26 protein-coding genes are annotated in these 24,454 nt (G+C 71.5%); 10 read left to right on the plus strand and 16 right to left on the minus strand.

What is annotated here, in order from left to right; genetic code table 11:
• Nucleotides 1-114 precede the first annotated feature (114 nt).
• The 3 genes from H4687_RS10685 (at nt 115) to H4687_RS10695 (ending at nt 2,137) form a co-directional block, all read left to right on the plus strand.
• Nucleotides 115-897, plus strand: a complete 783-nt coding sequence (locus H4687_RS10685) for a sporulation protein (protein WP_005477592.1) — start codon at nt 115-117, stop codon at nt 895-897.
• Between the two features lie 42 nt (nt 898-939).
• Nucleotides 940-1,479 (plus strand): YbhB/YbcL family Raf kinase inhibitor-like protein, encoded by a 540-nt coding sequence (locus tag H4687_RS10690; protein WP_046912563.1) that lies wholly within the window; start codon nt 940-942, stop codon nt 1,477-1,479.
• A 151-nt stretch (nt 1,480-1,630) separates the two neighbouring features.
• The gene (locus H4687_RS10695; protein ID WP_046912564.1) at nt 1,631-2,137 is read left to right on the plus strand and encodes an HNH endonuclease; all 507 of its coding nucleotides are present in this window, start codon (nt 1,631-1,633) and stop codon (nt 2,135-2,137) included.
• A gap of 73 nt (nt 2,138-2,210) precedes the next feature.
• Here the strand turns inward: H4687_RS10695 and H4687_RS10700 are convergent, their stop codons facing one another.
• The 3 genes from H4687_RS10700 to H4687_RS10710 all read right to left on the minus strand — a co-directional run bounded on the left by H4687_RS10700 (nt 2,211) and on the right by H4687_RS10710 (nt 4,685).
• Nucleotides 2,211-3,158, minus strand: coding sequence for an SPFH domain-containing protein (locus H4687_RS10700; RefSeq protein WP_005477598.1), 948 nt, complete (start codon nt 3,156-3,158; stop codon nt 2,211-2,213).
• A gap of 158 nt (nt 3,159-3,316) precedes the next feature.
• On the minus strand, nt 3,317-3,748 hold the full coding sequence (locus H4687_RS10705; RefSeq protein WP_046912571.1) for an NfeD family protein: 432 nt from the start codon (nt 3,746-3,748) through the stop codon (nt 3,317-3,319).
• A gap of 145 nt (nt 3,749-3,893) precedes the next feature.
• Entirely contained in the window at nt 3,894-4,685 is a 792-nt protein-coding gene (locus tag H4687_RS10710; RefSeq protein ID WP_046912565.1) for an ABC transporter ATP-binding protein, read from the minus strand.
• Nucleotides 4,686-4,835: 150 nt separating this feature from the next.
• On the opposite strand from H4687_RS10710, the gene H4687_RS10715 reads away from it, so the two are divergent.
• On the plus strand, nt 4,836-5,621 hold the full coding sequence (locus H4687_RS10715; protein WP_046912566.1) for a hypothetical protein: 786 nt from the start codon (nt 4,836-4,838) through the stop codon (nt 5,619-5,621).
• Nucleotides 5,622-5,711: 90 nt separating this feature from the next.
• On the opposite strand, the gene H4687_RS10720 is transcribed toward H4687_RS10715, so the two are convergent.
• The 4 genes from H4687_RS10720 to H4687_RS10735 form a co-directional block, all read right to left on the minus strand.
• On the minus strand, nt 5,712-5,951 hold the full coding sequence (locus H4687_RS10720; protein ID WP_046912567.1) for a chaplin family protein: 240 nt from the start codon (nt 5,949-5,951) through the stop codon (nt 5,712-5,714).
• A gap of 221 nt (nt 5,952-6,172) precedes the next feature.
• Nucleotides 6,173-6,421 carry a chaplin ChpE gene (chpE, locus tag H4687_RS10725; RefSeq protein ID WP_046912568.1) on the minus strand — a complete coding sequence of 83 codons (249 nt, stop codon included), beginning with the start codon at nt 6,419-6,421 and terminating at the stop codon, nt 6,173-6,175.
• 160 nt (nt 6,422-6,581) lie between these two features.
• Entirely contained in the window at nt 6,582-7,220 is a 639-nt protein-coding gene (locus H4687_RS10730) for a response regulator (protein ID WP_020114354.1), read from the minus strand.
• Nucleotides 7,213-8,358: a GAF domain-containing sensor histidine kinase gene (locus H4687_RS10735; protein ID WP_046912569.1), complete on the minus strand. Its 1,146-nt coding sequence runs from the start codon at nt 8,356-8,358 to the stop codon at nt 7,213-7,215. Before H4687_RS10735 ends, H4687_RS10730 begins: the two co-directional genes overlap by 8 nt.
• Nucleotides 8,359-8,600: 242 nt before the next feature.
• Here H4687_RS10735 and H4687_RS10740 point away from each other — a divergent pair, with 242 nt between their 5' ends.
• From H4687_RS10740 to H4687_RS10750, 3 genes are all read left to right on the plus strand, one after another.
• Nucleotides 8,601-9,296, plus strand: a complete 696-nt coding sequence (locus H4687_RS10740) for an SDR family NAD(P)-dependent oxidoreductase (protein WP_046912572.1) — start codon at nt 8,601-8,603, stop codon at nt 9,294-9,296.
• Complete coding sequence (locus H4687_RS10745; RefSeq protein ID WP_192781663.1) at nt 9,293-10,396, plus strand: S-adenosylmethionine:tRNA ribosyltransferase-isomerase; 1,104 nt, start codon at nt 9,293-9,295, stop codon at nt 10,394-10,396. The genes H4687_RS10740 and H4687_RS10745 overlap by 4 nt, the downstream gene beginning before the upstream one ends.
• A gap of 297 nt (nt 10,397-10,693) precedes the next feature.
• On the plus strand, nt 10,694-11,359 hold the full coding sequence (locus tag H4687_RS10750; RefSeq protein WP_046917506.1) for a transglycosylase SLT domain-containing protein: 666 nt from the start codon (nt 10,694-10,696) through the stop codon (nt 11,357-11,359).
• Nucleotides 11,360-11,450: 91 nt separating this feature from the next.
• On the opposite strand, the gene H4687_RS10755 is transcribed toward H4687_RS10750, so the two are convergent.
• The gene (locus tag H4687_RS10755) at nt 11,451-13,952 is read right to left on the minus strand and encodes an ABC transporter ATP-binding protein/permease (protein WP_046917507.1); all 2,502 of its coding nucleotides are present in this window, start codon (nt 13,950-13,952) and stop codon (nt 11,451-11,453) included.
• Between the two features lie 240 nt (nt 13,953-14,192).
• Between H4687_RS10755 and H4687_RS10760 the strand changes: the two genes are divergently transcribed.
• Together H4687_RS10760 and serB are read left to right on the plus strand one after the other, a co-directional pair.
• Nucleotides 14,193-16,034 carry a streptophobe family protein gene (locus tag H4687_RS10760; RefSeq protein WP_050398321.1) on the plus strand — a complete coding sequence of 614 codons (1,842 nt, stop codon included), beginning with the start codon at nt 14,193-14,195 and terminating at the stop codon, nt 16,032-16,034.
• Nucleotides 16,035-16,193: 159 nt separating this feature from the next.
• Complete coding sequence (gene serB, locus H4687_RS10765; RefSeq protein ID WP_050398305.1) at nt 16,194-17,402, plus strand: phosphoserine phosphatase SerB; 1,209 nt, start codon at nt 16,194-16,196, stop codon at nt 17,400-17,402.
• A gap of 87 nt (nt 17,403-17,489) precedes the next feature.
• Here the strand turns inward: serB and H4687_RS10770 are convergent, their stop codons facing one another.
• From H4687_RS10770 to H4687_RS10780, 4 genes are all read right to left on the minus strand, one after another.
• The gene (locus H4687_RS10770; protein ID WP_046914407.1) at nt 17,490-18,008 is read right to left on the minus strand and encodes a SixA phosphatase family protein; all 519 of its coding nucleotides are present in this window, start codon (nt 18,006-18,008) and stop codon (nt 17,490-17,492) included.
• A gap of 97 nt (nt 18,009-18,105) precedes the next feature.
• Entirely contained in the window at nt 18,106-18,324 is a 219-nt protein-coding gene (locus H4687_RS10775; protein ID WP_046914406.1) for a hypothetical protein, read from the minus strand.
• 179 nt (nt 18,325-18,503) lie between these two features.
• On the minus strand, nt 18,504-18,620 hold the full coding sequence (locus tag H4687_RS47480) for an SGM_5486 family transporter-associated protein (RefSeq protein WP_005477623.1): 117 nt from the start codon (nt 18,618-18,620) through the stop codon (nt 18,504-18,506).
• Between the two features lie 59 nt (nt 18,621-18,679).
• Complete coding sequence (locus H4687_RS10780) at nt 18,680-20,032, minus strand: CynX/NimT family MFS transporter (protein ID WP_046914405.1); 1,353 nt, start codon at nt 20,030-20,032, stop codon at nt 18,680-18,682.
• A gap of 70 nt (nt 20,033-20,102) precedes the next feature.
• On the opposite strand from H4687_RS10780, the gene H4687_RS10785 reads away from it, so the two are divergent.
• The gene (locus H4687_RS10785; RefSeq protein WP_046914404.1) at nt 20,103-20,798 is read left to right on the plus strand and encodes a FadR/GntR family transcriptional regulator; all 696 of its coding nucleotides are present in this window, start codon (nt 20,103-20,105) and stop codon (nt 20,796-20,798) included.
• Here H4687_RS10785 and H4687_RS10790 read toward each other — a convergent pair.
• The 4 genes from H4687_RS10790 to H4687_RS10805 all read right to left on the minus strand — a co-directional run bounded on the left by H4687_RS10790 (nt 20,773) and on the right by H4687_RS10805 (nt 24,451).
• A complete protein-coding gene (locus H4687_RS10790) occupies nt 20,773-21,108 on the minus strand; it encodes a hypothetical protein (protein WP_046914403.1) in 336 nt (111 codons plus the stop codon). The two genes, H4687_RS10785 and H4687_RS10790, sit on opposite strands and share 26 nt — an antisense overlap.
• Before the next feature lie 178 nt (nt 21,109-21,286).
• The gene (gene fabI, locus H4687_RS10795; RefSeq protein ID WP_046914402.1) at nt 21,287-22,054 is read right to left on the minus strand and encodes an enoyl-ACP reductase FabI; all 768 of its coding nucleotides are present in this window, start codon (nt 22,052-22,054) and stop codon (nt 21,287-21,289) included.
• Between the two features lie 5 nt (nt 22,055-22,059).
• Nucleotides 22,060-22,764, minus strand: a complete 705-nt coding sequence (fabG, locus tag H4687_RS10800; protein ID WP_046914401.1) for a 3-oxoacyl-[acyl-carrier-protein] reductase — start codon at nt 22,762-22,764, stop codon at nt 22,060-22,062.
• 190 nt (nt 22,765-22,954) lie between these two features.
• Nucleotides 22,955-24,451, minus strand: coding sequence for a hypothetical protein (locus tag H4687_RS10805; protein ID WP_046914400.1), 1,497 nt, complete (start codon nt 24,449-24,451; stop codon nt 22,955-22,957).
• Nucleotides 24,452-24,454 lie beyond the last annotated feature (3 nt).

The following is a 24,454-nucleotide window of genomic DNA, read 5'->3' on the forward strand; positions in this document are numbered from 1 at the left end:
TCGACGCCTGTTTGCGTTTGTAGGGATCAAGGATCCACGCCACGCAGAGCGATCCACACCACAAGACACAGAACCACACAGCTATGCAGGCATTGCCTGACGGGAGGAACAGACATGGGGTTCAAGCGGCTGCTCGCGAGCCTGGGAGCCGGCGGGGCTTCGGTCGAGACGGTGCTGACCGAGGTCAATGTCGTCCCGGGCGGCGTCGTCCAGGGTGAGGTGCGGATCCAGGGCGGCTCCGTGGACCAGCAGATCGAGGCGCTGTCCGTCGGTCTGCAGGCCAGGGTCGAGGTGGAGGGCCAGGACGCGGAGTACAAGCAGGACATGGTGTTCACCAAGCAGCGGCTCGGTGGTGCCTTCGAGCTGAAGGCCGGGGCGGTCCACACGGTGCCGTTCGGACTGGAGATCCCGTGGGAGACGCCGATCACGACCATCCAGGGGCAGACCCTGCCGGGCATGAACATCGGTGTGACCACCGAGCTGGAGATCGCGCGTGCGGTCGACTCCGGTGACCTGGACCCGATCAACGTGCACCCGCTGCCGGCGCAGCAGGCCATCCTGGACGCCTTCATCCAGCTGGGCTTCCGCTTCAAGAACGCGGACCTGGAGCGCGGTCACATCCGTGGCACCCGGCAGAAGCTCCCCTTCTACCAGGAGGTCGAGTTCTACCCGCCGCAGCAGTACCACGGCCTCAACCAGGTGGAGTTGAGCTTCGTGGCCGACGACCGCGAGATGGACGTCGTGCTGGAGATGGACAAGAAGCCGGGGCTGTTCAGCGAGGGCAGCGACTCGTTCCGTTCGTTCCGGGTGGGGCTGCACGACTACCAGGGCACGGACTGGGCCGCGTATCTGAACCAGTGGCTGTCGGAGGTCGGCAGCAAGCGCAGCTGGTTCTAGGCTCTGAGCACACCTACCCCGGATCCATCAGGAGGTATTGAGGTGACCGAGCCGAAGAGGCCGCCGCTCCCCCACGATTTCCACCCGGTCGTGCCGTCGTTCACCGTCACGAGCGAGGACGTCGAGGCGGGTGCGACGCTCAAGGACGCCCAGGTCTACGCGGAGGGGAACACCTCGCCGCAGCTGAGCTGGGAAGGCTTCCCGCCGGAGACCAGGAGTTTCGCCGTGACCTGCTACGACCCGGACGCCCCCACGGGCAGCGGGTTCTGGCACTGGGTGGTGTTCGACATCCCGACGTCGGTGACGGAGTTGCCGACGGGCGCGGGCTCGGGGAAGTTCGAGGGGCTGCCCGAGGGCGCCGTGCAGGTGCGCAACGACTACGGGACGAAGGACTTCGGCGGGGCCGCGCCGCCGCCCGGGGACCCCGCGCACCGCTATGTGTTCACGGTGTACGCCGTGGATCAGGAGAAGCTCGGTCCGGACTCGGACGCCTCACCCGCCGTAATCGGTTTCAACCTGCGGTTCCACACTCTGGCTCGTGCTCACCTCATCGGTGAGTACGCCGCTGAGGCGGAAAAGTAACGAAGCCGGACGTTCATTGAACGTTTGCCCGTCTCTGGTCTTGGAAGTGATCAGAGACGGGCATTTTTTATTGCGTTGTCCATCTCGGCGTGCCCGGCCAGAGTTGATCCAAGCCCGCCGGGGGGTGGGCTGGCACAGGAGGTGGGCTGGGATGCGGGACACGCTGGTACTGAACGCGAGCTTCGAGCCGCTGTCGACGGTGACGCTCAACCGAGCCGTCGTGCTGGTACTGCAGGACAAGGCCGTCGTCGAGCAGACCCACCCCGAACTGCGCATGCGCGGAGCCGCGGTCGACATACCGGCGCCCCGGGTGATCAGACTCTGCAGGTATGTCAGGGTGCCGTTCCGAAGACAAGCGCCGTGGTCCAGGCGGGGTGTCCTGGTGAGGGACAGGCACAGGTGCGCGTACTGCGGCAGGCGGGCGACGACCGTCGACCACGTGGTGCCTCGGTCGCGGGGCGGTGGTGACACGTGGCTGAACACGGTCGCCTCCTGCGCCGAGGACAACCACCGCAAGGCCGACCGAACTCCTGAGCAGGCGGGTATGCCGCTGCTGCGACAGCCGTTCGAGCCGACGCCGGCCGACGCCATGCTGCTGTCGCTGGGGCACGAGGACTACGACGCGCTTCCGGCGTGGCTCTCCCAGCAAGCCGCGTAGGGCTTCGCCGGCCCCCGAAAGGCAGAGACCAGGGGCCCGCCTTCTGCTCGAAGGCGGGCCCCTGGTCGTGTGCTCAGTCGATCGCCGGCTTCTCGCGGCGTTCGCCGTTGCCGTCGGCGGGCCTGGGGACCGACGGGCCGCCGCCCAGGTTGCCGAAGTTGCCCATGGCGCCGGAGAGGCCCTTGAGGGCGTCGCCGATCTCGCTGGGGACGATCCAGAGCTTGTTGGCGTCGCCCTCGGCGATCTTCGGGAGCATCTGGAGGTACTGGTAGGAGAGCAGCTTCTGGTCCGGGTCACCGGCGTGGATGGCCTCGAAGACCGTACGGACGGCCTGGGCCTCGCCCTCGGCGCGCAGGGCGGCGGCCTTGGCCTCACCCTCGGCGCGCAGGATCTGGGACTGCTTCTCGCCCTCGGCGGTGAGGATGGCCGCCTGGCGCGTACCTTCGGCGGTGAGGATCGCGGCGCGCTTGTCGCGGTCGGCGCGCATCTGCTTCTCCATCGAGTCCTGGATGGAGGTGGGCGGCTCGATCGCCTTCAGCTCGACGCGGTTGACGCGGATGCCCCACTTGCCGGTGGCCTCGTCGAGGACGCCGCGCAGGGCCGCGTTGATCTCCTCGCGGGAGGTCAGGGTGCGCTCCAGGTCCATGCCGCCGATGATGTTGCGCAGCGTGGTGACCGTGAGCTGCTCGATCGCCTGGATGTAGCTGGCGACCTCGTACGTCGCGGCGCGGGCGTCGGTCACCTGGTAGTAGATGACCGTGTCGATGTTCACGACCAGGTTGTCCTGGGTGATCACCGGCTGGGGTGGGAACGGCACGACCTGTTCACGGAGGTCGATGCGGTTGCGGATCGAGTCGATGAACGGGACGACGATGTTGAGGCCCGCGTTGAGGGTGCGGGTGTAGCGGCCGAATCGCTCGACGATCGCCGCGCTGGCCTGTGGGATCACCTGGATGGTCTTGATCAGGGCGATGAAGACCAACACCACCAGAATGATCAGGACGATGATGATCGGTTCCATCGTTGCTCCCCGTGCCCTTCTCCGCCGTGGCGCTTCCGGAAGATCTTATGCCTGTTCGGACTGTTGAAGATCTTGCTGGTCGAGTCTGGCAGAACCCCGCCTGCCAGGTGGGTCGTTCAGGTCATTGCGTCATCGCCTCGTGACCCCGTCGTGCGAGGTCACATGACGATCGCCGTGGCTCCCTCGATCTCCACGACGTCCACTTCCTGACCCACCTCGTAGGCCTGGCCGGTGTCGAGCGAGCGGGCGGACCAGATCTCGCCGGCCAGCTTGATCCGGCCGCCCATGCCGTCGACCCGTTCCAGGACGACGGCCTGTTTGCCCTTCAACGCGTCGATACCGGTCGCGAGTTGGGGTCGCTGGGACCGGTGCCTGGCCGCGATGGGCCGTACGACGGCGATGAGCGCGACCGAGACGACCGCGAAGACGAGGACCTGGAGTACGACACCTCCGCCCAGCCCCGCGGTCACGGCGCCGGCGACCGCGCCCAGGGCGAGCATGCCCAACTCGGGCATCGCGGTCACGACGAGGGCGATCCCGAGCCCGGCCGCGCCGATCAGCCACCACACCCATGCGTCGATGCTGTCCACATCGGCCATGGTAGAACCGCGATCGGGCCGCCGAACAGAGCGCACGGTCAAAGATCACGTGCAGAGTGCGCCCAAGTCGGTTGCGCCTGGGTCCGGTTGTGGTCCCAGGGCATCCGACTGGCGCAGGGCCGGGAGAAGTTGGAGGTCAGGTGAGCGGCAGACCATGGGCGGTCCAGCGCTCGCCGAGCTGGTCGACGACGAGCGGGAGGCCGAAGCAGAGGGAGAGGTTGCGGGAGGTGAGTTCCAGCTCCAGCGGACCCGCGGCGAGGACCTTGCCCTGACGGATCATCAGGACGTGGGTGAAGCCCGGCGGGATCTCCTCGACATGGTGTGTGACCATGATCATGGAGGGGGCGATCGGGTCGCGGGCGAGGCGGCCGAGACGGCGTACGAGGTCCTCGCGGCCCCCGAGGTCGAGGCCGGCGGCGGGCTCGTCGAGGAGCAGCAGCTCGGGGTCGGCCATCAGGGCGCGGGCGATGAGGGTGCGCTTGCGCTCGCCCTCGGAGAGGGTGCCGAACTTGCGGTCGACGTAGTCGGTCATGCCGAGGCGGTCGAGGAAGGCGCGGGCGCGCAGCTCGTCGATCTCCTCGTAGTCCTCGTTCCAGGTGGCCGTCATGCCGTACGCGGCGGTCAGCACGGTCTGCAGGACGGTCTGGCGCCTCGGGAGCTTCTCGGCCATGGCGATGCCGGCCATGCCGATGCGGGGGCGCAGCTCGAAGACGTCGACCTTGCCGAGGGTGTCGCCGAGGATCGTGGCGGTGCCCTTGCTGGGGTAGAGGTAGCTGGAGGCGATGTTGAGGAGGGTGGTCTTGCCGGCGCCGTTCGGGCCGAGGATGGCCCAGCGCTCGCCCTCCTTGACCGACCAGGAGACCTGGTCCACCAGAGCCCGGCCCTCGCGGACCACGGATACGTCCTCCAGCTCCAGAACATCGCTCATGAGCGCGCTGTCTCCCCTTGCAGTGTCGGCCTGTCTCGGCTGTCGCGTACGCCTGTGGTCGGAGCCACCGCCGGGTGGGCGCAGCCCTCAGGGAAATCTACGCCACCGGTCGGGCCGTCCATCCCCTCGGTCGGTCCTTAGGGTGGGGGCATGCTCTCGGAACCACGCTCAGGACGCCTTGCCGCATGGGGAAATGCCCTACTTGCCGGACTTGTCTCGCCGGATGACGCGGTGCTCGCGATCGTCGGTGAGGACGCGGTGCACCGGGTGGAGGGGCTGCCCGGCGAGCTGGGTCCGGTCGGGCTGACGCTCGCGCTGGGGCGGTTGCGGGCGCTCGGGGTGAGCGGGCTGCGCATCGCGCTGCCGGCGGCGGGGCATCCGCTGGGGCTGAGCGGGCCACCGGAGTTCAACAAGCGGGCGCTGGAGGCCGAGGAGGCGGTCGTCTGCCACGGGGGTGCGCTGGGGCTGGTGCCGGAGGTGTACGCGGCCGGGCCCGCCGGTGACGAGCATGTGGAGGTCGTCTGGCACTGCCTGGAGGTGCGGGAGGCCCCGCCGGCCGACGTGCCGTCCCTCGGGGAGGCCGAGCGCGAGCTGGCGGAGGCGTTGCGGGACGCCACCGCCGTGCTGTCCCGGCTGGACGTCGCGGCGTCCGGGCCGGTGGCCGAGGCGGCGATCGACGCGTACCGGGCGCGGGCCGAGCGGGGGCGGGAGGTGTTGGCTCCCGGGTATCCGCCGCGTGCGGTACGGGTGCTGGAGCTGGCGCAGCGGGTGGGGCTGCTGGTCTCGGTGGCCTTCGAGCACGGGGACGGCGGGGCCGTGAGCGCCTCGGAGATGGCCTCGCGGGCGGACGCCCTGCGGCCGGTGGAGCGGACGGCCCGGCGGGCGCAGGTGGCGGCGTACAACGCGTTCGTGGAGGAGCGGGAGCGGGGGCGGTAGGCGGCCGGGTGCCGACCGGGTGGGGCGGCACAGCCGAAGGCCCCGCGAACCCGGCAGGTTCGCGGGGCCCCGGTGGGAGCGCGGGGATGGTCAGGGGTTGGCCGTGACGTTGCCGAACGTCGGGTTGAGCGCGGCGACGAGGTTGGCACCGAGGCCGGTGACCGTGACGGGGACGTCGACGGGGACCTGCACGTCGAGGCCGGAGGCGACGCCCGGGGAACCGACGGCCGCGCTGTCGGCCGACGAGTCGGCGACGGCGGTGCCGGACGAGGCGCCCGCCGCGAGACCGGCGGCGGTCACGGTCAGGGCGGCCTTCTTGGCGAAGTTCATGAGCCGCGTTCCTCCTGCGTCGTACGGGTCCGACCCGCACACGGATCGTGCGCCGGCCGACGCCGGGCGCGGACGCCCTGGCACGGACGGGCCGTTGGGAACTGCCCGTTCGGCGCATCGAGACGGCAGGACGGCAGGGGAACAGGGTGGGGCGGCAGCCTGACCGGCCTCCCAGGGGCGCCTGGAAGGCCGGTGGTCACTGGTGCTCCGGGGCGGGAACGTCAGTGGTTGACACCCAGGTTGCCGAAGGCCGGGTTCAGGATGCCGATGACGTTCACGCTGTTGCCGACCGCGTTCACGGGGATGTGGACCGGGGCCTGGATGACGTTGCCCGAGACGACGCCCGGCGAGCCGATGGCCTTGCCCTCGGCGTGCGCCCCGCCGTCGGTGGCGGAGGCCATACCGGCACCGGCGGCGACGAGGCCACCGGCCACCATCGTGACAGCGGCGGCCTTCTTCAGGTTCTTCACGTTGAGCCCTTCCTTGCGATCACTGCGGCGGTCGCACGCAGCACGCACTGAAGAACGGCGGGGCTCCCCCGAGGATGCGCCACCCGAGGGACATACACCCGACAGTATGAATCTCAGCCCGGAGTGGAACCCTCCATGTTGCCGGACAATACGCACATCATCAGGTCACACCGTGGCGTACCGCCCACAGCGCGGCCTGGGTGCGGTCCGCCAGGTCGAGTTTCATCAGGATGTTCGAGACGTGGGTCTTGACCGTCTTCTCGGAGAGGACCAGCGCGCGGGCGATCTCGCGGTTGGAGCGCCCGTCTGCTATCAGACCGAGCACCTCGCGCTCCCGCTCGGTGAGGGAACCTCCCCTGCCCTGGCCCGAGTTGGCCCCCTCCTGCGACAGCAGCGCGTCGGCGACCTCCGGCTGCAGGAGGATGTGCCCGGCGTGCACCGAGCGGATGGCACCGGCGAGGGCGTCGGGGTCCACGTCCTTGTAGACGTACCCGGCGGCGCCGGCGCGCAGGGCCGGGACGACCGTGCGCTGCTCGGTGAAACTGGTGACGATGAGCACGCGCGCGGGGTTGGCGAGTTCGCGGAGTTTGCGCAGGGCGTCGACGCCGTCCATGCCCGGCATCTTGACGTCCATGAGGACGACGTCGGGCCGGAGTTCCTCGGCGCGGGCGACTCCCTCGGCGCCGTCGGCGGCCTCTCCCACGACCTCTATGTCGTCCTGCACCTCCAGGAAGGTGCGCAGGCCGCGTCGGACCACCTGGTGGTCGTCGACGAGCAGCACCTTGATTGTCTCAGCCACCGGGGACCTCCATCTCGATCGTGGTGCCCTTTCCGGGCGCCGATTCCACGGTCAGCCGGCCGCCGACGCCGCTCGCCCGGTCGCGCATCGAGACCAGGCCCAGATGGCGTCCCGCGCTGCGCACGATCTGGGTGTCGAAGCCGACGCCGTCGTCCGTGACCCGTAGGACCGCCCCGCCGCCGTGCCGGTCGAGGGCGACGTCGACCCGCTCGGCTCCCGAGTGCCGCAGGGCGTTGTGCAGCGCCTCCTGGGCGACGCGCAGCATGGCCTCCTCCTGGGCGGCCGGCAGCGCGCGGGCGCCCCGGCCGGAGAAGGTGACACGGGCGCTGTGGGCGCGGTCCAGGACGTGGATCTGGGTGCGCAGGGTGGCGGCGAGGCCGTCCTCGTCGAGCCCGGCGGGGCGCAGCTCGACGACGGCGGCGCGCAGCTCCTCGGCGGCCTCGGCGGCGAGGGCGGCGACCTGCTGGAGTTCGCCCTTGGCACGGGAGGGGTCGCGGTCGACCAGGGCGGCGGCGGCCTGGGCGGTCAGGCGCAGGGAGAACAGCTTCTGGCTGACGGCGTCGTGGAGTTCGTGCGCGAGCCGGGAGCGTTCCTCGGCGATGGTCAGCTCGCGGCTGCGCTCGTAGAGACGGGCGTTGGTCAGGGCGATCGCGGCGTGCTGGGCGAGGATCGACAGCAGGTCCTCGTCCTCCTCGGTGAAGCCGCAGCCGCCCTCGGGCCCGGGGCAGCGCTTGTTGGCGAGGAAGAGGGCGCCGATGACCTCGTCGCCGTCGCGGATGGGCAGGCCCAGGAAGTCGACGAGATCGGGGTGCGCGCTCGGCCAGCCCTCGAAGCGGGGGTCCTTGCGGACGTCGGCGAGGCGCTCGGGGGTGGCCTCGTGGAGCATGGCGGCGAGGATGCCGTGCTGGCGCGGGAGGGGGCCGATGGCCTTCCACTGGGCGTCGCTGACGCCGTCGACGACGAACTGGGCGAAGCCGCCGTGGTCGTCGGGGACGCCGAGCGCCGCGTACTCCGCGTCGAGCAGCTCGCGCGCGGAGGCGACGATCGTCTTGAGGACGTCGCGCACCTCCAGGTGCCTGCTCATGGCCAGCAGCGCGGAGCTGACCGCGGCGAGGCCGGACCGTGGACGGTGACTCATGAACTCACCGTACCGGCGGGGTCCGACACCGCGGATCGGGCCGGTGGGGGTCTCCTCCGGACCCTGCGACCTAGGCCGGGGCCTACGACCGGACCTAGGACCGCGGGCCCGCCCGGCGGCCTAGGGCAAAGGGCCCCGACGGTCTGCGGCCCGCGCACGAGGCGGCGGGGGCGGTCCCGTTCCTACGTTGGGATCACCGCCGCCCGGGTCGGGTGGCGGCCGAGGACGAGGGGACGGATGTCATGCCCGTAGCGATCATCACGGGGGCGTCGAAGGGGCTGGGCCGGGCGCTGGGCGCGGCGCTGGCGGAGCGCGGGTGGGATCTGGTGCTGGACGCCAGGACCGCCGGGGCCCTGAGGGAGGCGGCGGCGGAGCTGTCGGCGTACGGAACACGGGTGGAGGCGTTGCCGGGGGACGTCACCGACGCCGGGCACCGGGCCGCGCTGACGGCGGCGGCGCGGGGGCTGGGCGGGGTCGACCTGCTGGTGAACAACGCGAGCGCGCTGGGCGCCGAGCCGCTGGTACGGCTGGAGGAGCTGGCCCTGGACGGGCTGCGGCGGGCCCTGGAGGTCAATGTGGTCGCGGCGCTGGGGCTGGTCCAGGAGGCACTGCCGCTGCTGCGGGCCTCCGGGGCGGGCGCGGTGATCGACGTCAGTTCCGACGCGGCGGCCGAGGCGTACGGGACGTGGGGCGGGTACGGGGCCTCGAAGGCGGCGCTGGACCAGATGTCGGCGGTGCTGGCCGTGGAGGAACCGGGGCTGCGGGTGTGGGCCGTCGATCCCGGGGACATGGGCACGGACCTGTACGCCGCGGCGGTACCGGACGACGACGAGCCGCGGCCCGGTCCGGGGAGCGTGGTCCCGGCGTTCCTGCGGTTGCTGGACGAGCGGCCGGTCAGTGGCCGGTACGGGGCGCGGTCCCTGCTGGAGGGGCGATGAGCACGGTGGCGGTGGGCGTCCCGGAGGAGTTGCACGCGCGCGTGCCCGCCGAGCAGCGCGGGCCGGGCCTGGACCGGGACGGCGTACGGCTGCTGGTCTCGTGCGGTACGCGGGTGTCGCACCACGCGTTCGCGGCGCTGCCGGGGCTGCTGAGGGCGGGAGACCTGCTGGTGGTCAACACCTCGCCGACGCTGGCGGCGGCGGTGGACGGGACGGTGGGGCACGCGCGCGTGGTGGTGCATTTCTCCACGCGGGGCGACGACGGGCGGTGGGCCGTCGAGCTGCGGGATCCGGACGGACGCGGCACCACGCGCGCGCGGGCGGGCGGGCCGGCGGGGACGGAGGTGGGTCTGCCGGGGGAGGTGCGGCTGGTCCTGGAGGAGCCGCTGAGCGCGCGGGGCGAGCGGCTGTGGTGGGCCCGGGTGTCCGCACCGGACGTCGCGGGGGTGCTGCGGGAGCACGGGCGGCCCATCCGCTACTCCTACACGGAGCGGGACCAGCCGCTCTCGGTGTACCAGACGGTGTTCGCGCTGCCGTCGCGGGACGGGGCGGGGTCCGCGGAGATGCCGAGTGCGGGGCGGCCGTTCACGGCGCGGCTGGTGGCGGAGCTGGTGAGCCGGGGGGTGCAGTTCGCGCCGGTCACGCTGCACACCGGGGTGGCGTCGGCGGAGGCGCACGAGCCGCCGTACCCGGAGCGGTTCGCGGTGCCGGAGGCGTCGGCGCGGCTGATCAACGCGGCGCGGGCGAAGGGTGGGAGACGGGCGGGTGGGCGGGTGGTCGCGGTGGGGACGACGGCGGTGCGGGCCGTGGAGTCGGCCACCGGGCCCGACGGTGTCGTACGGGCCCGGCGCGGCTGGACGGACCTGGTGGTGACCCCGGAGCGCGGGGTGCGGGTGGTGGACGGGCTGCTGACGGGGCTGCACGAGCCGGAGGCCTCGCATCTGCTGATGCTGGAGGCGGTCGCCGGGCGGGCGGCGGTCGATCGCGCGTACGAGGCGGCGGCCGAGGGGCGTTACCTGTGGCACGAGTTCGGGGACGTGCACCTCATCCTGCCGGAGGAGGCCCCTCACGCAGAGCATTGCGCCAGCAACTGCCGGTGAGCTTGCCGCCCGGGCCCTGTGAGCCCGCCCATAGGGTGCGCATCACGTACGAAGCTGCCTAGGAGAGGGATAAGGGGGGTTTGAGCGGGAAGGACGGGTTGTTCTGTCCCGTTTTGCCCTTTCCGTTTCAACTAAGCAGCATCGTACGTCACACCTTTGCCACACGATTTTGCGGCCGCTAAGAATTGCTGCTGTCGCTCGACGCCGCGGGTCGCCCCGCGGCGTTTGTGCTGGAACAGCAATGTCCCCACCCGGCACGAGAGCGACCTCCGCGCTATTCGAAGAGGTCCCTCACTCATGATCAAGAACGTCAAGAAGCCCGGCCACAGTCTCGCGCTGACCAAGACCCACAAGCTCTCGCTCGCCGGAGTGGCCGCCTTCGGCACCGCCGCCCTCGCGTTCTCGCTGGTGCCGGCCGAGGCTCAGACCACCACGCAGACCGTGTCCGCGGCTCCGGCGGCGTTCAGCCAGAACCCGGCGCAGGCCGTGAAGGCCAGCGTCACCGACCAGGCCGCCGACGCCGACACGAAGGCCGCCGCGGCCGCCGCGAAGAAGAAGGCCGACCAGGAGCGCGCCAAGAAGGAGGCCGCGAGCCGGTCCGCCCAGCGCGCGAAGATCGCCAAGGCCGCCGTGAAGTCCTACCCGAACAACCTCGACGGCTGGATCCGCGAGGCGCTCGACATCATGAAGAAGCACAAGATCCCGGGCACCTACAACGGCCTGCACAAGAACATCATGCGGGAGTCCTCGGGCAACCCGAACGCCATCAACGACTGGGACATCAACGCCATCAACGGCGTCCCGTCGATCGGTCTGCTGCAGGTCATCAAGCCGACCTTCGACGCCTACCACGTCCCGGGCACGGCCCACAGCCAGTACGACCCGGTCGCCAACCTGACGGCCGCCGCGAACTACGCCGCCGACCGCTACGGCTCGATCGACAACGTCAACAGCGCGTACTGAGGTCGGCGCGGACCTCTGAGAACGTGGAAGGGCGGCACCCGGTGCGGGTGCCGCCCCTCGTACGTCCGTGCCCGGCCCGTGGGCCCTGGGGCTACTTGCGCATGACCTCCGGCTCGTGGCGGCGCAGGAAGCGGGCCACGAGGAACCCGCAGATCACGCCGAGCACGATCAGGGCGATCATGTCGAGGCTGTAGGCGCCGACCGTGTGGTTCCACAGCGGGTCGGTGTCGCCGGCCTCCTTGGGCGGGCTGATGTTGTTGAAGTCCAGCGTGGCTCCGGCGGCGGCGACCGCCCAGCGCGACGGCATCAGGTACGAGAACTCGTTGACACCCGGGCTGCCGTGCAGGGCGAAGAGGCAGCCGGTGAAGACGACCTGGACGATCGCGAACATCACCAGCAGCGGCATCGTCTTCTCGGCGGTCTTCACCAGCGAGGAGATGACCAGGCCGAACATCATGGAGGTGAAGCCGAGCCCCATGATCGGGATCGACAGTTCGAGCATGACGGCGACCTTGCCCTCGCCGAAGATCAGGGCCTCGTCCGGGATCGTCCGGCTGGAGAACCCGATCGCGCCGACCATGGCGCCCTGGAACACGGTAACCGCGCCCAGGACGATCACCTTGGACATCAGGTACGCCGAGCGTGACAGGCCGGTGGCCCGCTCCCGCTCGTAGATCACGCGTTCCTTGATCAGCTCTCGGACCGAGTTGGCGGCGCCCGCGAAGCACGCGCCGACCGCGAGGATCAGCAGCACCGTGGTGGCCGTGCCGTTCGGGACGGGCAGGCCGGTCGCCTTGTTCACCCCCCGCACCAGCAGGTCCTTGTCCGGGTCGATGAGCAGGCTCACCGCGCCGAGCACGGCCGGCAGGATCACCGTCAGCGCCAGGAAGCCCTTGTCGGACACGATGACGGAGACGTAGCGCCGGACCAGGGTGCCGAGCTGGGAGAGCCAGCCCTGCGGCTTCGGCGGGCGCATCGACTGCGGCGGCGGCATGTGGACCGACTGCGGGGCGACGGCGTCGATGTCCGCGGCGTACATCTGGTAGTGCTGCGAGCCCTTCCAGCGGCCCGCCCAGTCGTAGTCGCGGTAGTTCTCGAAGGCGGAGAAGACGTCGGCCCAGGTCTCGTAGCCGAAGAAGTTCAGGGCCTCCTCGGGCGGACCGAAGTACGCCACCGAGCCGCCCGGCGCCATCACCAGGAGCTTGTCGCAGATCGCCAGCTCGGCGACCGAGTGCGTGACCACCAGGACCGTACGGCCGTCGTCGGCGAGGCCGCGCAGCAGCTGCATGACGTCACGGTCCATGCCCGGGTCGAGGCCGGAGGTCGGCTCGTCCAGGAAGATCAGCGACGGCTTGGTCAGCAGCTCCAGGGCGACCGAGACGCGCTTGCGCTGGCCGCCGGAGAGCGAGGTGACCTTCTTGTCCTTGTGGATGTCGAGCTTCAGCTCGCGCAGCACCTCGTCGATGCGGGCGTCACGCTCGGCGGCCGTGGTGTCGGCCGGGAAGCGCAGCTTGGCCGCGTACTTGAGGGCCTTCTTGACGGTCAGCTCCTTGTGCAGGATGTCGTCCTGCGGGACCAGACCGATGCGCTGCCGCAGCTCGGCGAACTGCTTGTACAGGTTCCGGTTGTCGTAGAGGACGTCACCCTGGTTGGCCGGGCGGTAGCCCGTGAGCGCCTTCAGCAGGGTGGACTTGCCGGAGCCGGAGGGGCCGATGACCGCGATGAGCGACTTCTCCGGGACACCGAAGGAGACGTCCTTCAGGATCTGCTTGCCGCCGTCGACGGTGACCGTCAGGTGGCGCGCGGAGAAGGAGACGTCACCGGTGTCGACGAACTCTTCCAGGCGGCCGCCGACGATACGGAACGTCGAGTGGCCGACGCCCACGATGTCGTTCGGACCGAGGAGGGCCGTGCCGCCCTTGGCGATCGGCATACCGTTGACGAACGTGCCGTTGTGCGAGCCGAGGTCGCGGATCTCGAAGCGCCCGTCGGGCGTCGCGTGGAACTCGGCGTGGTTGCGCGAGACCTGCAGGTCGGAGACGACCAGCTCGTTCTCCAGCGCACGGCCGATGCGCATGACCCGGCCGAGCGAGAGGTGGTGGAACGTGGTCGGGCTGCGGTCACCGTAGACCGGCGGCGCCCCCGCGCCACCACCGGGGCCCTGCTGGTGCGGGACCTGTGCCTGCGGCTGCTGCCAGCCCGCCTGCGGCGCCTGCTGCTGCGGGGCCTGCTGGCCGGCGTAGCCGGCGTTCGCGCCCTGCGCCGCGTACGGCTGCTGCTGGGGCTGCGCGACGGACGCGGCACTGCCGGAGAGGTTGAGTCTCGGGCCGTCGCTCGCGTTGCCGAGGTGCACGGCCGAACCGGGGCCGATCTCCAGCTGGTGGATCCGCTGCCCCTGCGCGAAGGTGCCGTTGGTGCTGCCGTGGTCCTCGATCACCCAACCACGGCCGCTGAAGCTGATCGTGGCGTGACGCCAGGACACCCTGGCGTCGTCGAACACGATGTCTCCCTGCGGATCACGTCCGAGGGTGTATGCCCTGGACGGATCGAGCGTCCAGGTTTGTCCGTTCAATTCCAGTACGAGTTCCGGCACTCCATGCCCCACTGAGTTGTCCCCCGATTTACCCCCGTCACAGGGAGTCTAGGGATGTCGAACATCGGGGGGAACTATTTCAGGCTCGGCCCCCTGACCGAAAGTCGGGCCTTGTGAAGAGTGCGTACGGGGGTATCGGCCGGTCCCGTTGACGGGGTTGAAACCGGGCCGGAGAGTGGTAATCCCACGCGAGAGGGACATCGGCGGTGCAACGCCGCGATGCGGATCGGGGGGTCCGACATGAGCGACCGGAATCTCGGCCGAGGCGGCGGCGTGCCGTGGGGGGACGTACTGTTCTCCGCGATCGCCGCCGTGAGCTGGGCGTTGATCGGAATGGCGGGTACGGCGGCGCTCGGCCTGCACCTGCTGGAGGCCGACACGGCGGGCGAACTCGGTCCCATGACCGCGGCGGTCGTGGCGCTGGGGGCAGGTGGGACGGTGACCCCGTCCGGCGACGTGTCCGCCTTCGGCCTGGAAGGAGCCCAGGCCACCACCGCCATCGACATAGCGCCACTGGGGGTCGGCCTGGTGGGGGCGCTCCTGCTGGCCTGGTTCTTCCTGCGGTCCCTGCGGGGCGCGGGACTTGTGATCTCCCCCGGCGAACTCCTCGCGCGGGCGGGCACGGTGCTCGCCCTCTTCGTGGCGCTGATGGGCGGGCTGGCCTGGGCCGGGAACGCCGTCGTCACCCTGGACGGAACCCGGCTGGGGCTCGACGGACAACTGCCCGGCGGCGGCGCCCTCGACGACGTGGAGATCCCGGGGCTCGGTGCCATCGGGGACATCGGCGGCGGTCTGCTGCCGGACCGGCTGGGCGACCTGGCCGACGCGCAGGCCAAGGTCGGCTTCACCGTCGACACCGTGCCGACCCTGCTCGGCGGCCTGACCTGGTGCCTGGGCGTGCTGCTCATCGCCCTGCTGGCCTCGCGCCGCACCCCGCTGCCGCCCGCCCTGGACGCCCTGCACCGCGTCGTACGGCCCACCGTGTCCGCCGTGGTCTCCGTGCTGCTGGTGGCGGTCCTGGCCGGGCTCGCGGCGGCGGCGTACGCGGCGATCGGCGACCCCCACCCCCGGCGGATCGCCGGCGCGGCCCTCCTCGGCGCGCCCAACGGCGTCTGGCTGGGCGTCCCCCTCGGCCTCCTCGTCCCCTGGGACGGCAGGGCCACCGGCGCGCTGGCCGACCTCCTGCCCGACCCGCTCGACGAGCTGCTGAACATCGACACGAGCGAAGCCGTCACGCTCGGCCGCCTCGCCGAACTGGACGGCAGGGTCTGGCTGTTGGGCCTCGCTGCCGCGCTGATGATGGTGTACGCGGGGGTCCTGACCGCCGTACGTACGCCTTTCGTACGGCGGTCCGCTGCCGCCGCTGCCGGGGGCGGATCCGGTGCGGATGCACGGGGCGCGGGCACGCTCGGTTTCGTGGGGCGCTGCGCTCTTCGGCTGGGCCTCGCGACGGCGGTGGCGCTGCCGCTGCTGGTACGGCTGACGGAGGTGTCGGTGGACGCCTCGCTGGGTCTGTTCGGCATCGACGCGTTCGACGCGGGCATCGAGCTGCGCGGGCGGGCGGTGACGGCTCTGCCGCTGGGCGCGCTCTGGGGCGCGGGTGCGGGGGCCGTCGGGGCGCTGCTGGCGTGCGGGACGCGGGCCGCCGGGGTGCGGGCCTCGCCGTGGGCACGGGGGGAAGCGGACGGCCTCCGGGCGGTGCCCGCCGGGGCCCATGGGGCCACAGTCGCGGATTCCTCCTCAGGACCGTACACGCCGGGCATGCCGTACCGGCCGCCGAACCCGGACACCAATCCGTATCTGCGGCTGCCGGACGAGCTGCGGAGGGCGCAGTCGCCGGGGGCCCCGGACTCGCGGGAGCCCCGGGGGGCACCGCCGCCCGATGTGTACGGGGCGCCGACGGTCGTGCGGCGGTTCACGCCTCCGCCGCGACGGCCGGGGCAGCAGCCCGGGTCCGGGGCGGGGTCGGGATCGGGATCGGGATCGGGGTCGAGTGTCTGGCCGGCTCCGCCGCCCCCACCGGAGGAGGGGCCGCCGCCGCCACCGCCACCGCCGCCTCCGCGCGGGCCCCGGGGGCGCTGAGACACCGGGACGGGGGTGGACGGGGGTGATCCGAGGGGGCTCTCCGGGGCGTCGTACACGGTCCAGGTGCGCTTCAGCCGCCGGTAACCCAGTGTTCTCCGTCCGCTGGGCGGACCTCAGGGGCCAAAGGCGCGGGGCGCCGGATACGGTTGGCACATCATGAGCGCTTCGCAGACCTCCTCTGACGTCCCCACTCTCCTCGTCAAGATCTTCGGCAAGGACCGGCCGGGCATCACCGCCGGACTGTTCGACACCCTCGCCGCGTACTCCGTCGACGTGGTCGACATCGAGCAGGTCGTCACCCGTGGCCGGATCGTGCTGTGCGCGCTCGTGACCGAGCCGCCCGCCGGGCAGGAGGGTGACCTGCGGGCGACCGTCCACAGCTGGGCGGAGTCGATGAAGATGCAGGCGGAGATCATCTCCGGCAAGGGCGACAACCGGCCGCGCGGCCTCGGCCGCTCGCACGTGACCGTGCTGGGCCATCCGCTGACCGCCGAGTCCACCGCCCGCATCGCCGCCCGGATCACGGCGACCGGCGGCAACATCGACCGTATCTTCCGGCTCGCCAAGTACCCGGTGACGGCCGTCGAGTTCGCGGTCTCCGGTACGGAACCGGAGACACTGCGGACCGCGCTGGTCACCGAGTCGGTGGCCCTCGGCGTGGACGTCGCCGTGGTCGCGGCGGGGCTGCACCGGCGGGCGCAGCGGCTGGTGGTCATGGACGTGGACTCCACCCTCATCCAGGACGAGGTGATCGAGCTCTTCGCCGCGCACGCCGGGTGCGAGAAGGAGGTCGCCGAGGTGACCGAGGCCGCGATGCGGGGCGAGCTGGACTTCGAGCAGTCGCTGCACGCGCGTGTGGCGCTGCTGGAGGGGCTCGACGCCTCGGTGGTGGAGAAGGTGCGCAGCGAGGTGCGGCTCACGCCGGGGGCGCGCACGCTGATCCGCACGCTGAAGCGGCTGGGCTTCCAGGTCGGTGTGGTCTCGGGCGGGTTCACGCAGGTCACCGATGACCTCAAGGACCGGCTGGGGCTCGACTTCGCGCAGGCCAACACGCTGGAGATCGTCGACGGCAAACTCACCGGCAGGGTGGTCGGCGAGATCGTGGACCGCGCGGGCAAGGCCCGGCTGCTGCGCCGGTTCGCCGCCGAGGCGGGGGTGCCGCTGTCCCAGACCGTGGCGATCGGCGACGGCGCCAACGACCTCGACATGCTGAACGCGGCCGGTCTGGGCGTCGCCTTCAACGCCAAGCCGGTCGTCCGCCAGGCCGCGCACACCGCGGTGAACTTCCCCTTCCTCGACACCGTGCTGTACCTGCTCGGGGTGACCCGCGAAGAGGTCGAGGCGGCGGACACGCACGACGAGTAGCGGGCACGTACGCACGACCGAGGCCCGGCACCGAACCGGTGCCGGGCCTCGGTCGTGCCGGGGGCCGGTGGGGTCGCGCGGGCGGGGTTATTCCGTCGGCGCCCAGTAGTCGGCCAGCGTGGTGGCGCCCGGCTCCAGGCTCTTCCAGACGCCCTCGAACGAGAGCACGGCGAAGGCGGCGGCCGGGAACCCGTGACGGTTCATACGCGCGCGGGTGTCGCCCTCGGCGCTGCCCGCGAGTATGTCGGCGAGGCCCTGGATCCCGGGGTTGTGCCCGATCAGGACGACGTTGCGCATGTCGTCCGGGGTCTCGTTGAGCAGGGCGATCAGCTCGCCGGGCGAGGCCTCGTAGATCCGCTCCTCATAGACCGTTTTCGGCCGCTCGGGCAGTTCGTGGACGGCCAGCTTCCAGGTCTCGCGGGTCCTGACGGCGGTGGAGCAGAGGGCAAGGTCGAGAGGGGTACCGGAGTCGGCCAGCTTGCGCCCAGCGACGGCGGCGTCCATGCGGCCCCGGTCGGCGAGCGGCCGCTCGTGGTCGGAGACCTGCGGCCAGTCGGCCTTCGCATGCCGGAAGAGGATGATCCTGCGGGGTTCTGCGACGCTCATGAGTCCCAGCTTCGCACGAAACAGGCCATGGGGCGCTGGGAGTTGAAGTGCGGATACCCGGTACCCGTACAGGTGCTTCCGGTGGGCTGGTCACTCGTCACTGCGCGTGGCCCGCCAGCGCCTGCCGTATGAGCTCCAGGAGGCGGGGGATCACGGGATCTCCGCCGGCCGCCTGGGCCTGAGCGGGGTCGAGGATCAGCAGCAGGAGGGTGACGAAGCCGAGCGCCGGCAGGGCGACCGCCCACCAGGGCAGCCGGATGTCGACACCGGCCGCGGGTGCCGCCGGGTGGGGCCGGGTGTGTGTACGGGCCGACATGCCGCCTCCGTGGTCCGAGAGTCCTCGTGGCCCGGTCCTCCGTGGGCCCTCGCGGGTCCCCTGCGGCCACATCTCGAACTTACGGACTGCGGGCGCCCCGGCCCATCCGGTGATCCACCCACTTCACCCTGAGACCGACCCCCTAGGGGACGGGGGGTTTTCCCCACCCCTCGGCGGGGTCACGGTGACGCGATGGCCGCGATGATCCCGATGACGACGAAGATGGCGAGGAACGAGCCGAAGACCAGGAGCATCTTCTTCTGGCCGTTCTGGGGGTTCGGGTCGAGCACTGGCATGCCGCCAGTCTCGCACCCCCACCCCCTGCCGGAGTCGCGGGGGCCGGTCCGGGGGCGGGTCAGCGGGCCGCCTCGTCCTCGACCACCCGGTCCCGGCCCGCCAGGACGCCCACCGCCATCTGCGGGAGCATGAGGGCGGCCATGAGGCCGAGGGGCAGGCCCCAGCCGCCGCTGTGCTGATAGAGGACGCCCACGAGGAGCGGGCCGGGGATCGAGATCAGGTACCCCGTGCTCTGCGCGAAGGCGGACAGCCTGGCCACGCCCGCACCGGTCCTGGCCCGCATACCGACCATGGTGAGCGCCAGCGGGAAGGAGCAGTTGGCGATGCCGATCAGCACGGCCCAGGCCCAGGCCCCCTCGGCCGGGGCGGCGTAGAGGCCGCCGTATCCGAGGAGCCCGCAGACGCCCAGGACGATCACGATGGGGCCCTGGCGGGGCAGCCGGGTGGCGAGCCGGGGGATCACGAAGGCCAGCGGTACGCCCATCACCATCGTGACCGCCAGCAGCAGCCCCGCCCGGCCGGCCGGGACCCCCGCGTCCCGGAAGATCTGGGCCATCCACCCCATCGTGATGTAGGCGGCGGTCGCCTGGAGCCCGAAGAAGACGGCGAGCGCCCAGGCGGTACGGCTCCGGGTGATCCGCAAGGCCGGCCCCTCCTCGCGCGCGGGAGCCGGCCCGGCCGAGCGCGGTGCGCGGTCCCGGACGAAGGGCAGCCAGGGCAGCACGGCCGCCGCCGCGAGGCCCGCCCACACCGCGAGCCCGGTCTGCCAACTCCCGCCCAGGGCCGCCGTCATGGGCACGGTGACGGCAGCGGCGGACGCGGTGCCGAGGGCGAGGGCCATGGAGTAGAGGCCCGTCATGGAGCCGACCCGGTCCGGGAACCAGCGCTTGACGATGACCGGCATCAGGACGTTGCTGACGGCGATGCCCATCAGGGCGAGGGCGCTCGCGGCCACGAATCCGGCCGTACCGCCGGCGTACGGCCGCAGCAGCAGCCCGCCGGCGATCGCGGCCATGCCGGCGCAGACGACGGCGGCCGGGCCGAAGCGGCGGGCGAGACGGGGTGCCATGACGCCGAAGGCGGCGAAACAGAGCGGCGGCACGGAGGTGAGCAGTCCGGCGACGCTGCCGCTCATGCCGAGTCCGACGCGCACCTCTTCGAGCAGGGCGCCGAGGCTGGTGATGGCGGGGCGGAGGTTGAGGGCCGTGAGGACGATGCCCACGACGACCAGTCGTGCCGTCCACGCGCGCGTGCCCCGCGCCGGGCGTCCGGACGCGGACCCTCCGGGCGCGGAACCGACGGAATCCACGGACCGCGCGGAACCCACGGACCGCACGGACCGCACGGACATCGTTCGTCCACGTGTCGACGCCGACGTCGAAGTCTCCTCGCTCACCATGACACCCATCATAGAATCATAGGATGATTGGTTGTCCAGAACCCGGCCTCCCCCGGTCGGCCCGCACGTGCGAAGGTGTGCCATGCCGCTGAGCCATCCCCGCCGATCGGCGCTGTCCGAACAGGTCATCGCCGCCCTGCGGAACCAGATCACCTCGGGCGAGTGGCCGGTCGGCTCCCGCATCCCCACCGAGCCCGAGCTGGTCGAGGAGCTGGGCGTCGCCCGGAACACGGTCCGCGAGGCCGTCCGCGCGCTCGCCCACAACGGCCTGCTGGACATCCGTCAGGGCTCCGGCACCTATGTCGTCGCGACCAGCGAACTCGCGGGCGTGATGCACCGCCGCTTCGCGGACGCCGACCCGACCCACATCGCCGAGCTGCGCTCCGCCCTGGAGTCGAACGCCGCCAAGCTGGCCGCCGAGCGGCGCACGGACAAGGACCTCATGCAGCTGGACGCCCTCCTCGCCCGCCGTGAGGAGGCGTGGTCGTCGGGCGACACGGAGGCCTTCGTGACCGCCGACGCGACCTTCCACATGGCGGTCGTGGCCGCGTCCCACAACGACGTCGTCACGGCGGTCTACGCGGACCTCGGCGAGGTGCTGCGGGACTGGCTGCGCGGCGACGTGGGCGAGGAGCTGACCCCGGAGACGTACATGGACCACGCCCGCCTGGTGGACGCGATCCGCGCGGGCGACGCCGGGACCGCGGCGGCGGAGGCGGCCGGCTACCCCTTCCACTGCCGCCCGGGTCGGGTCAGCCCTCCACCCGCTGGTGGCTGAACCACACCGAGCGGACTTCCTTCCAGCAGCGCCCGGCGAGCCGTACGGTCTGCGCCGGTCCCGCCGCGACCGCGGCACTGTCGCTGTCGATGTCCCACCACCGCGCGCACTCGATGTGCAGCCGGACGCGGTCGACGGCCACATAGGGGTTGTGGCAGTGCGCGATCACCCGGGAGCCGGTGACGGTGCTGCGGCAGGCCGCTCCGAACGGGTCGGGCCGGTCGGCCGGATGCGCGTCGGACGGGAGGGCCGGGACGAGGGCCAGGGCGAGGGCGAGGACCGCCGGGGCGATGCTGCGGGAGACGCGCACAAGGGAACCTCCTCAGGCCGAGCGGCTGAGCGGTGTACCTCCAGCGTGCGCGGCACCGGGCCCCGGCGCCCCGCCGGATGAGCCGAACGAGTGATCGTCCCCGCGAAGAGGAGTACGGCGAGGGCGCGCACCCGAATGGATGCGCGCCCCTCATGCGCCGGTGAAACCCAGGGCAGTGCTACGCGCCGATCGCGTGCAGCCCGCCGTCGACGTGGATGATCTCGCCGGTGGTCTTCGGGAACCAGTCGCTGAGCAGGGCGACGATGGCGCGGCCGGCCGGCTCGGGGTCCTTGAGGTCCCACTCGAGCGGCGAGCGTGCGTCCCACACCGAGGCCAGTTCGCCGAAGCCCGGGATGGACTTGGCGGCCATGGAGGCGAGGGGGCCGGCGGAGACGAGGTTGCAGCGGATGTTCTGCTTGCCCAGGTCGCGGGCGACGTAACGGCTGGTGGCCTCCAGGGCGGCCTTGGCAGGGCCCATCCAGTCGTACTGCGGCCAGGCGAACTTCGCGTCGAAGGTGAGGCCGACGACCGAGCCGCCGTTCTGCATCAGCGGCAGGCAGGCCATGGTGAGCGACTTCAGGGAGTAGGCCGAGACGTGCATGGCGGTGGCCACGGACTCGAACGGCGTGTTCAGGAAGTTGCCGCCGAGGGCGTCCTGCGGGGCGAAGCCGATGGAGTGGACGACGCCGTCGAGGCCGCCGAGCTCCTCGCCGACGAGGTCGGCCAGCCGTCCGAGGTGCTCGTCGTTGGTGACGTCGAGCTCGATGACCTTGGTGGGCTTGGGGAGCTTCTTGGCGATGCGCTCGGTCAGCGTCGGCCGCGGGAACGCGGTGAGGATGATCTCGGCGCCCTGTTCCTGGGCCAGCTTGGCGGCGTGGAAGGCGATGGAGGACTCCATCAGCACACCGGAGATCAGGACGCGCTTGCCTTCGAGAATTCCGCTCATGGTGATCAGTGACCCATTCCCAGTCCGCCGTCTACGGGGATGACGGCTCCAGTGATGTACGAGGCGTCGTCCGAGGCGAGGAACCGCACCGTCGCGGCGATCTCCTCGGGCTGCGCGTACCGGCCGAGCGGCACCTGCTTCACGATGCCCGCCCGCTGCTCGTCGGTGAGCACCTTGGTCATGTCGGTGTCGACGAAGCCGGGGGCGACGACGTTGAAGGTGATGTCGCGCGAACCCAGCTCACGGGCGAGGGAGCGCGCGAAGCCGACCAGGGCGGCCTTGGAGGCGGCGTAGTTGGCCTGCCCGGGCGAGCCGTAGAGGCCCACGACCGAGGAGATGAGGACGACGCGGCCCTTCTTGGCACGCAGCATGCCGCGGTTGGCGCGCTTGACGACGCGGAAGGTGCCCGTGACGTTGGTGTCGATGACCGAGGTGAAGTCCTCCTCGGACATGCGCATCAGGAGCTGGTCCTTGGTGACGCCGGCGTTGGCGATCAGGACCTCCACGGGGCCGTGCTGGGCCTCGATCTCCTTGTAGGCCTGCTCCACCTGCTCGGAGTCGGTGATGTCGCACTTGACGGCCAGGTAGCCGGCCGGCGGCTCCCCCGAGCGGTACGTGATGGCGACCTTGTCGCCGGCGTCGGCGAACGCGCGGGCGATGGCGAGGCCGATGCCCCGGTTGCCTCCGGTGACGAGAACCGAGCGGCTCAACGGATCACCCTTTCCATAGGGGTCTGACAGACCCGCCCGTACACCTGGATGACAGGCGGCTTCTCCGAAAACCTATCGGGCCGTCCCCCGCCAAGGGCATTCGGGCACCGACAGTGGGAGACAGCCAGTGCTGTGGGATCCCTACATGCCTGCCGTGAGCGGCGACCGGTGACGCGGTGCCTCCGGTTTCTCACATGTCCCCGGACCAGCGCAGATCCGCCCGGGCCAGTTCGTCGCACAGGATGTGCAGAGTGCGGTCGAACAACACCCCGCGGTGCGACAGCACGTTCCGGGCCAGGACGAGCTGCTCCAGCAGCCGTCGGTCCTCGACGGGGAGGTTGAGGTGGCCCTGGCGGCAGGCACGGAGCAAGGGTCCGACCTCGATGGTGCGGAACACCTCCTGCGCGCGGGTGCGGTATCCGGCCGGAGGCCGCTCGACATAGCGGTCGATCAGCTCGGCCACGGGTCTGGTCGCCGCGGACAGGGCGCGCAGTGCCACACGCTGGCGAGCCTCCTCGATCCAGGGCAGCAGCACCCGTGCCTGGGCTTGGCTGACCAGGATCTTCAAGTGGTCCGAGCGACTCCGGTCGCCGCACCAGACCACCGGGTGGACGCGTGAGCGGCCGTCCCATGCCTGCAGCAGCCCGCGCGCCCAGGCCGGGCGCAGCCCGCTCGCCGGCCGGTGCCCGGAGCCGACGCCCGAGAGAACGGTCAAGGGCTCCTCCGGCGGGACCGCCCGCATGCCCTCCAGGCACGCCCGCAGGCTGTCCTCCAGCGTGCCCTGGCTGCCGTCCCAGCGCCGGGCCAGTCGCCAGCCGAGCACGGGATCGGGCCCGCACACCTCGCTCACCACCTCGTCGCGGACGGCGCGCAGGATGCGGTCGCGCGGTATTTCGCCGGGCCGACGGGTGTCGCGGGAGACGTCGGCGGCCACGGCCGAGACGACCGTCGCGCTGTCGAGCCGATCGACGGTCCCCCACCACCAGTGCACGGCCGAGGTGGCCAGGTCGAGTTCGAGTTCGTCGGGAAACCGGGGCGGAAGGTCCTCGACCCGGGCCGTCACCAGCAGCCGGGGACGGTTCTCGGGCGGCAGACCTGCCTGTTTCGCCGCCGCGTTGAGCGAGCGGATGAGACGGGCCACCTCCCGGCCGCGCTCCTGCTCCGGATCGCCGGAGGCCGCGCTTGCCGCCGACTCCTCCCACGCCCGGACGCCGATCACCGGCCGCCATCGCCGGTCGGGGTCCACGAGGGTGTCGACGGCCTCCCTCGGAGGCACGGACAGTTCCTTGGCCAGCCGGGCGAGGAGTCCGGACTCCGGCGCTTCCGGTGCATCGGTGGGTCGCGGCGCGCTGCGCTGGCGCGGGAAGACCGGCTCCCATCCGAGGTCGAACCCGTCGTCGTAGTCCTCCAGGAGGGGGAGGTCGTCCACAGCCCAGCCCGTCTGCTCAGGAACGGCTCCCAGGGGCGGGACCGAAGCCGTCTCCGACTCGGAGCGTGCCGGTATGTCGAGGCGGTCGGGAGCGGAGCAGAGCGCCACATGGTGCAGTTCCTCGGCGTAGCCTCCCTCGACCAGGTCGTCCGGGAGCAGCCAGAGGCAATGTACGCCTGCCGCCAGATCAGCCGCGATCCTGCTGATCTGGCGCCGCACACCAGGCAGTTCGGACAGCGCTCGGGCGCTGAGCTCCACGCG

This window comes from Streptomyces stelliscabiei (assembly GCF_014873495.1).
GTDB lineage: Bacteria > Actinomycetota > Actinomycetes > Streptomycetales > Streptomycetaceae > Streptomyces > Streptomyces bottropensis.

Excerpts from the sequence above, each read along its gene's own strand:
- H4687_RS10685 (WP_005477592.1), top strand. The coding sequence starts at position 115 with ATGGGGTTCAAGCGGCTGCTCGCGAGCCTGGGAGCCGGCGGGGCTTCG.
- H4687_RS10695 (WP_046912564.1), top strand. The coding sequence starts at position 1,631 with ATGCGGGACACGCTGGTACTGAACGCGAGCTTCGAGCCGCTGTCGACG.
- H4687_RS10700 (WP_005477598.1), bottom strand. The coding sequence starts at position 3,158 with ATGGAACCGATCATCATCGTCCTGATCATTCTGGTGGTGTTGGTCTTC.
- H4687_RS10710 (WP_046912565.1), bottom strand. The coding sequence starts at position 4,685 with ATGAGCGATGTTCTGGAGCTGGAGGACGTATCCGTGGTCCGCGAGGGC.
- H4687_RS10715 (WP_046912566.1), top strand. The coding sequence starts at position 4,836 with ATGCTCTCGGAACCACGCTCAGGACGCCTTGCCGCATGGGGAAATGCC.
- H4687_RS10720 (WP_046912567.1), bottom strand. The coding sequence starts at position 5,951 with ATGAACTTCGCCAAGAAGGCCGCCCTGACCGTGACCGCCGCCGGTCTC.
- H4687_RS10735 (WP_046912569.1), bottom strand. The coding sequence starts at position 8,358 with ATGAGTCACCGTCCACGGTCCGGCCTCGCCGCGGTCAGCTCCGCGCTG.
- H4687_RS10740 (WP_046912572.1), top strand. The coding sequence starts at position 8,601 with ATGCCCGTAGCGATCATCACGGGGGCGTCGAAGGGGCTGGGCCGGGCG.
- H4687_RS10745 (WP_192781663.1), top strand. The coding sequence starts at position 9,293 with ATGAGCACGGTGGCGGTGGGCGTCCCGGAGGAGTTGCACGCGCGCGTG.
- H4687_RS10750 (WP_046917506.1), top strand. The coding sequence starts at position 10,694 with ATGATCAAGAACGTCAAGAAGCCCGGCCACAGTCTCGCGCTGACCAAG.
- H4687_RS10760 (WP_050398321.1), top strand. The coding sequence starts at position 14,193 with ATGAGCGACCGGAATCTCGGCCGAGGCGGCGGCGTGCCGTGGGGGGAC.
- serB (WP_050398305.1), top strand. The coding sequence starts at position 16,194 with ATGAGCGCTTCGCAGACCTCCTCTGACGTCCCCACTCTCCTCGTCAAG.
- H4687_RS10770 (WP_046914407.1), bottom strand. The coding sequence starts at position 18,008 with ATGAGCGTCGCAGAACCCCGCAGGATCATCCTCTTCCGGCATGCGAAG.
- H4687_RS10775 (WP_046914406.1), bottom strand. The coding sequence starts at position 18,324 with ATGTCGGCCCGTACACACACCCGGCCCCACCCGGCGGCACCCGCGGCC.
- H4687_RS47480 (WP_005477623.1), bottom strand. The coding sequence starts at position 18,620 with ATGCCAGTGCTCGACCCGAACCCCCAGAACGGCCAGAAGAAGATGCTC.
- H4687_RS10780 (WP_046914405.1), bottom strand. The coding sequence starts at position 20,032 with ATGATGGGTGTCATGGTGAGCGAGGAGACTTCGACGTCGGCGTCGACA.
- H4687_RS10785 (WP_046914404.1), top strand. The coding sequence starts at position 20,103 with ATGCCGCTGAGCCATCCCCGCCGATCGGCGCTGTCCGAACAGGTCATC.
- fabI (WP_046914402.1), bottom strand. The coding sequence starts at position 22,054 with ATGAGCGGAATTCTCGAAGGCAAGCGCGTCCTGATCTCCGGTGTGCTG.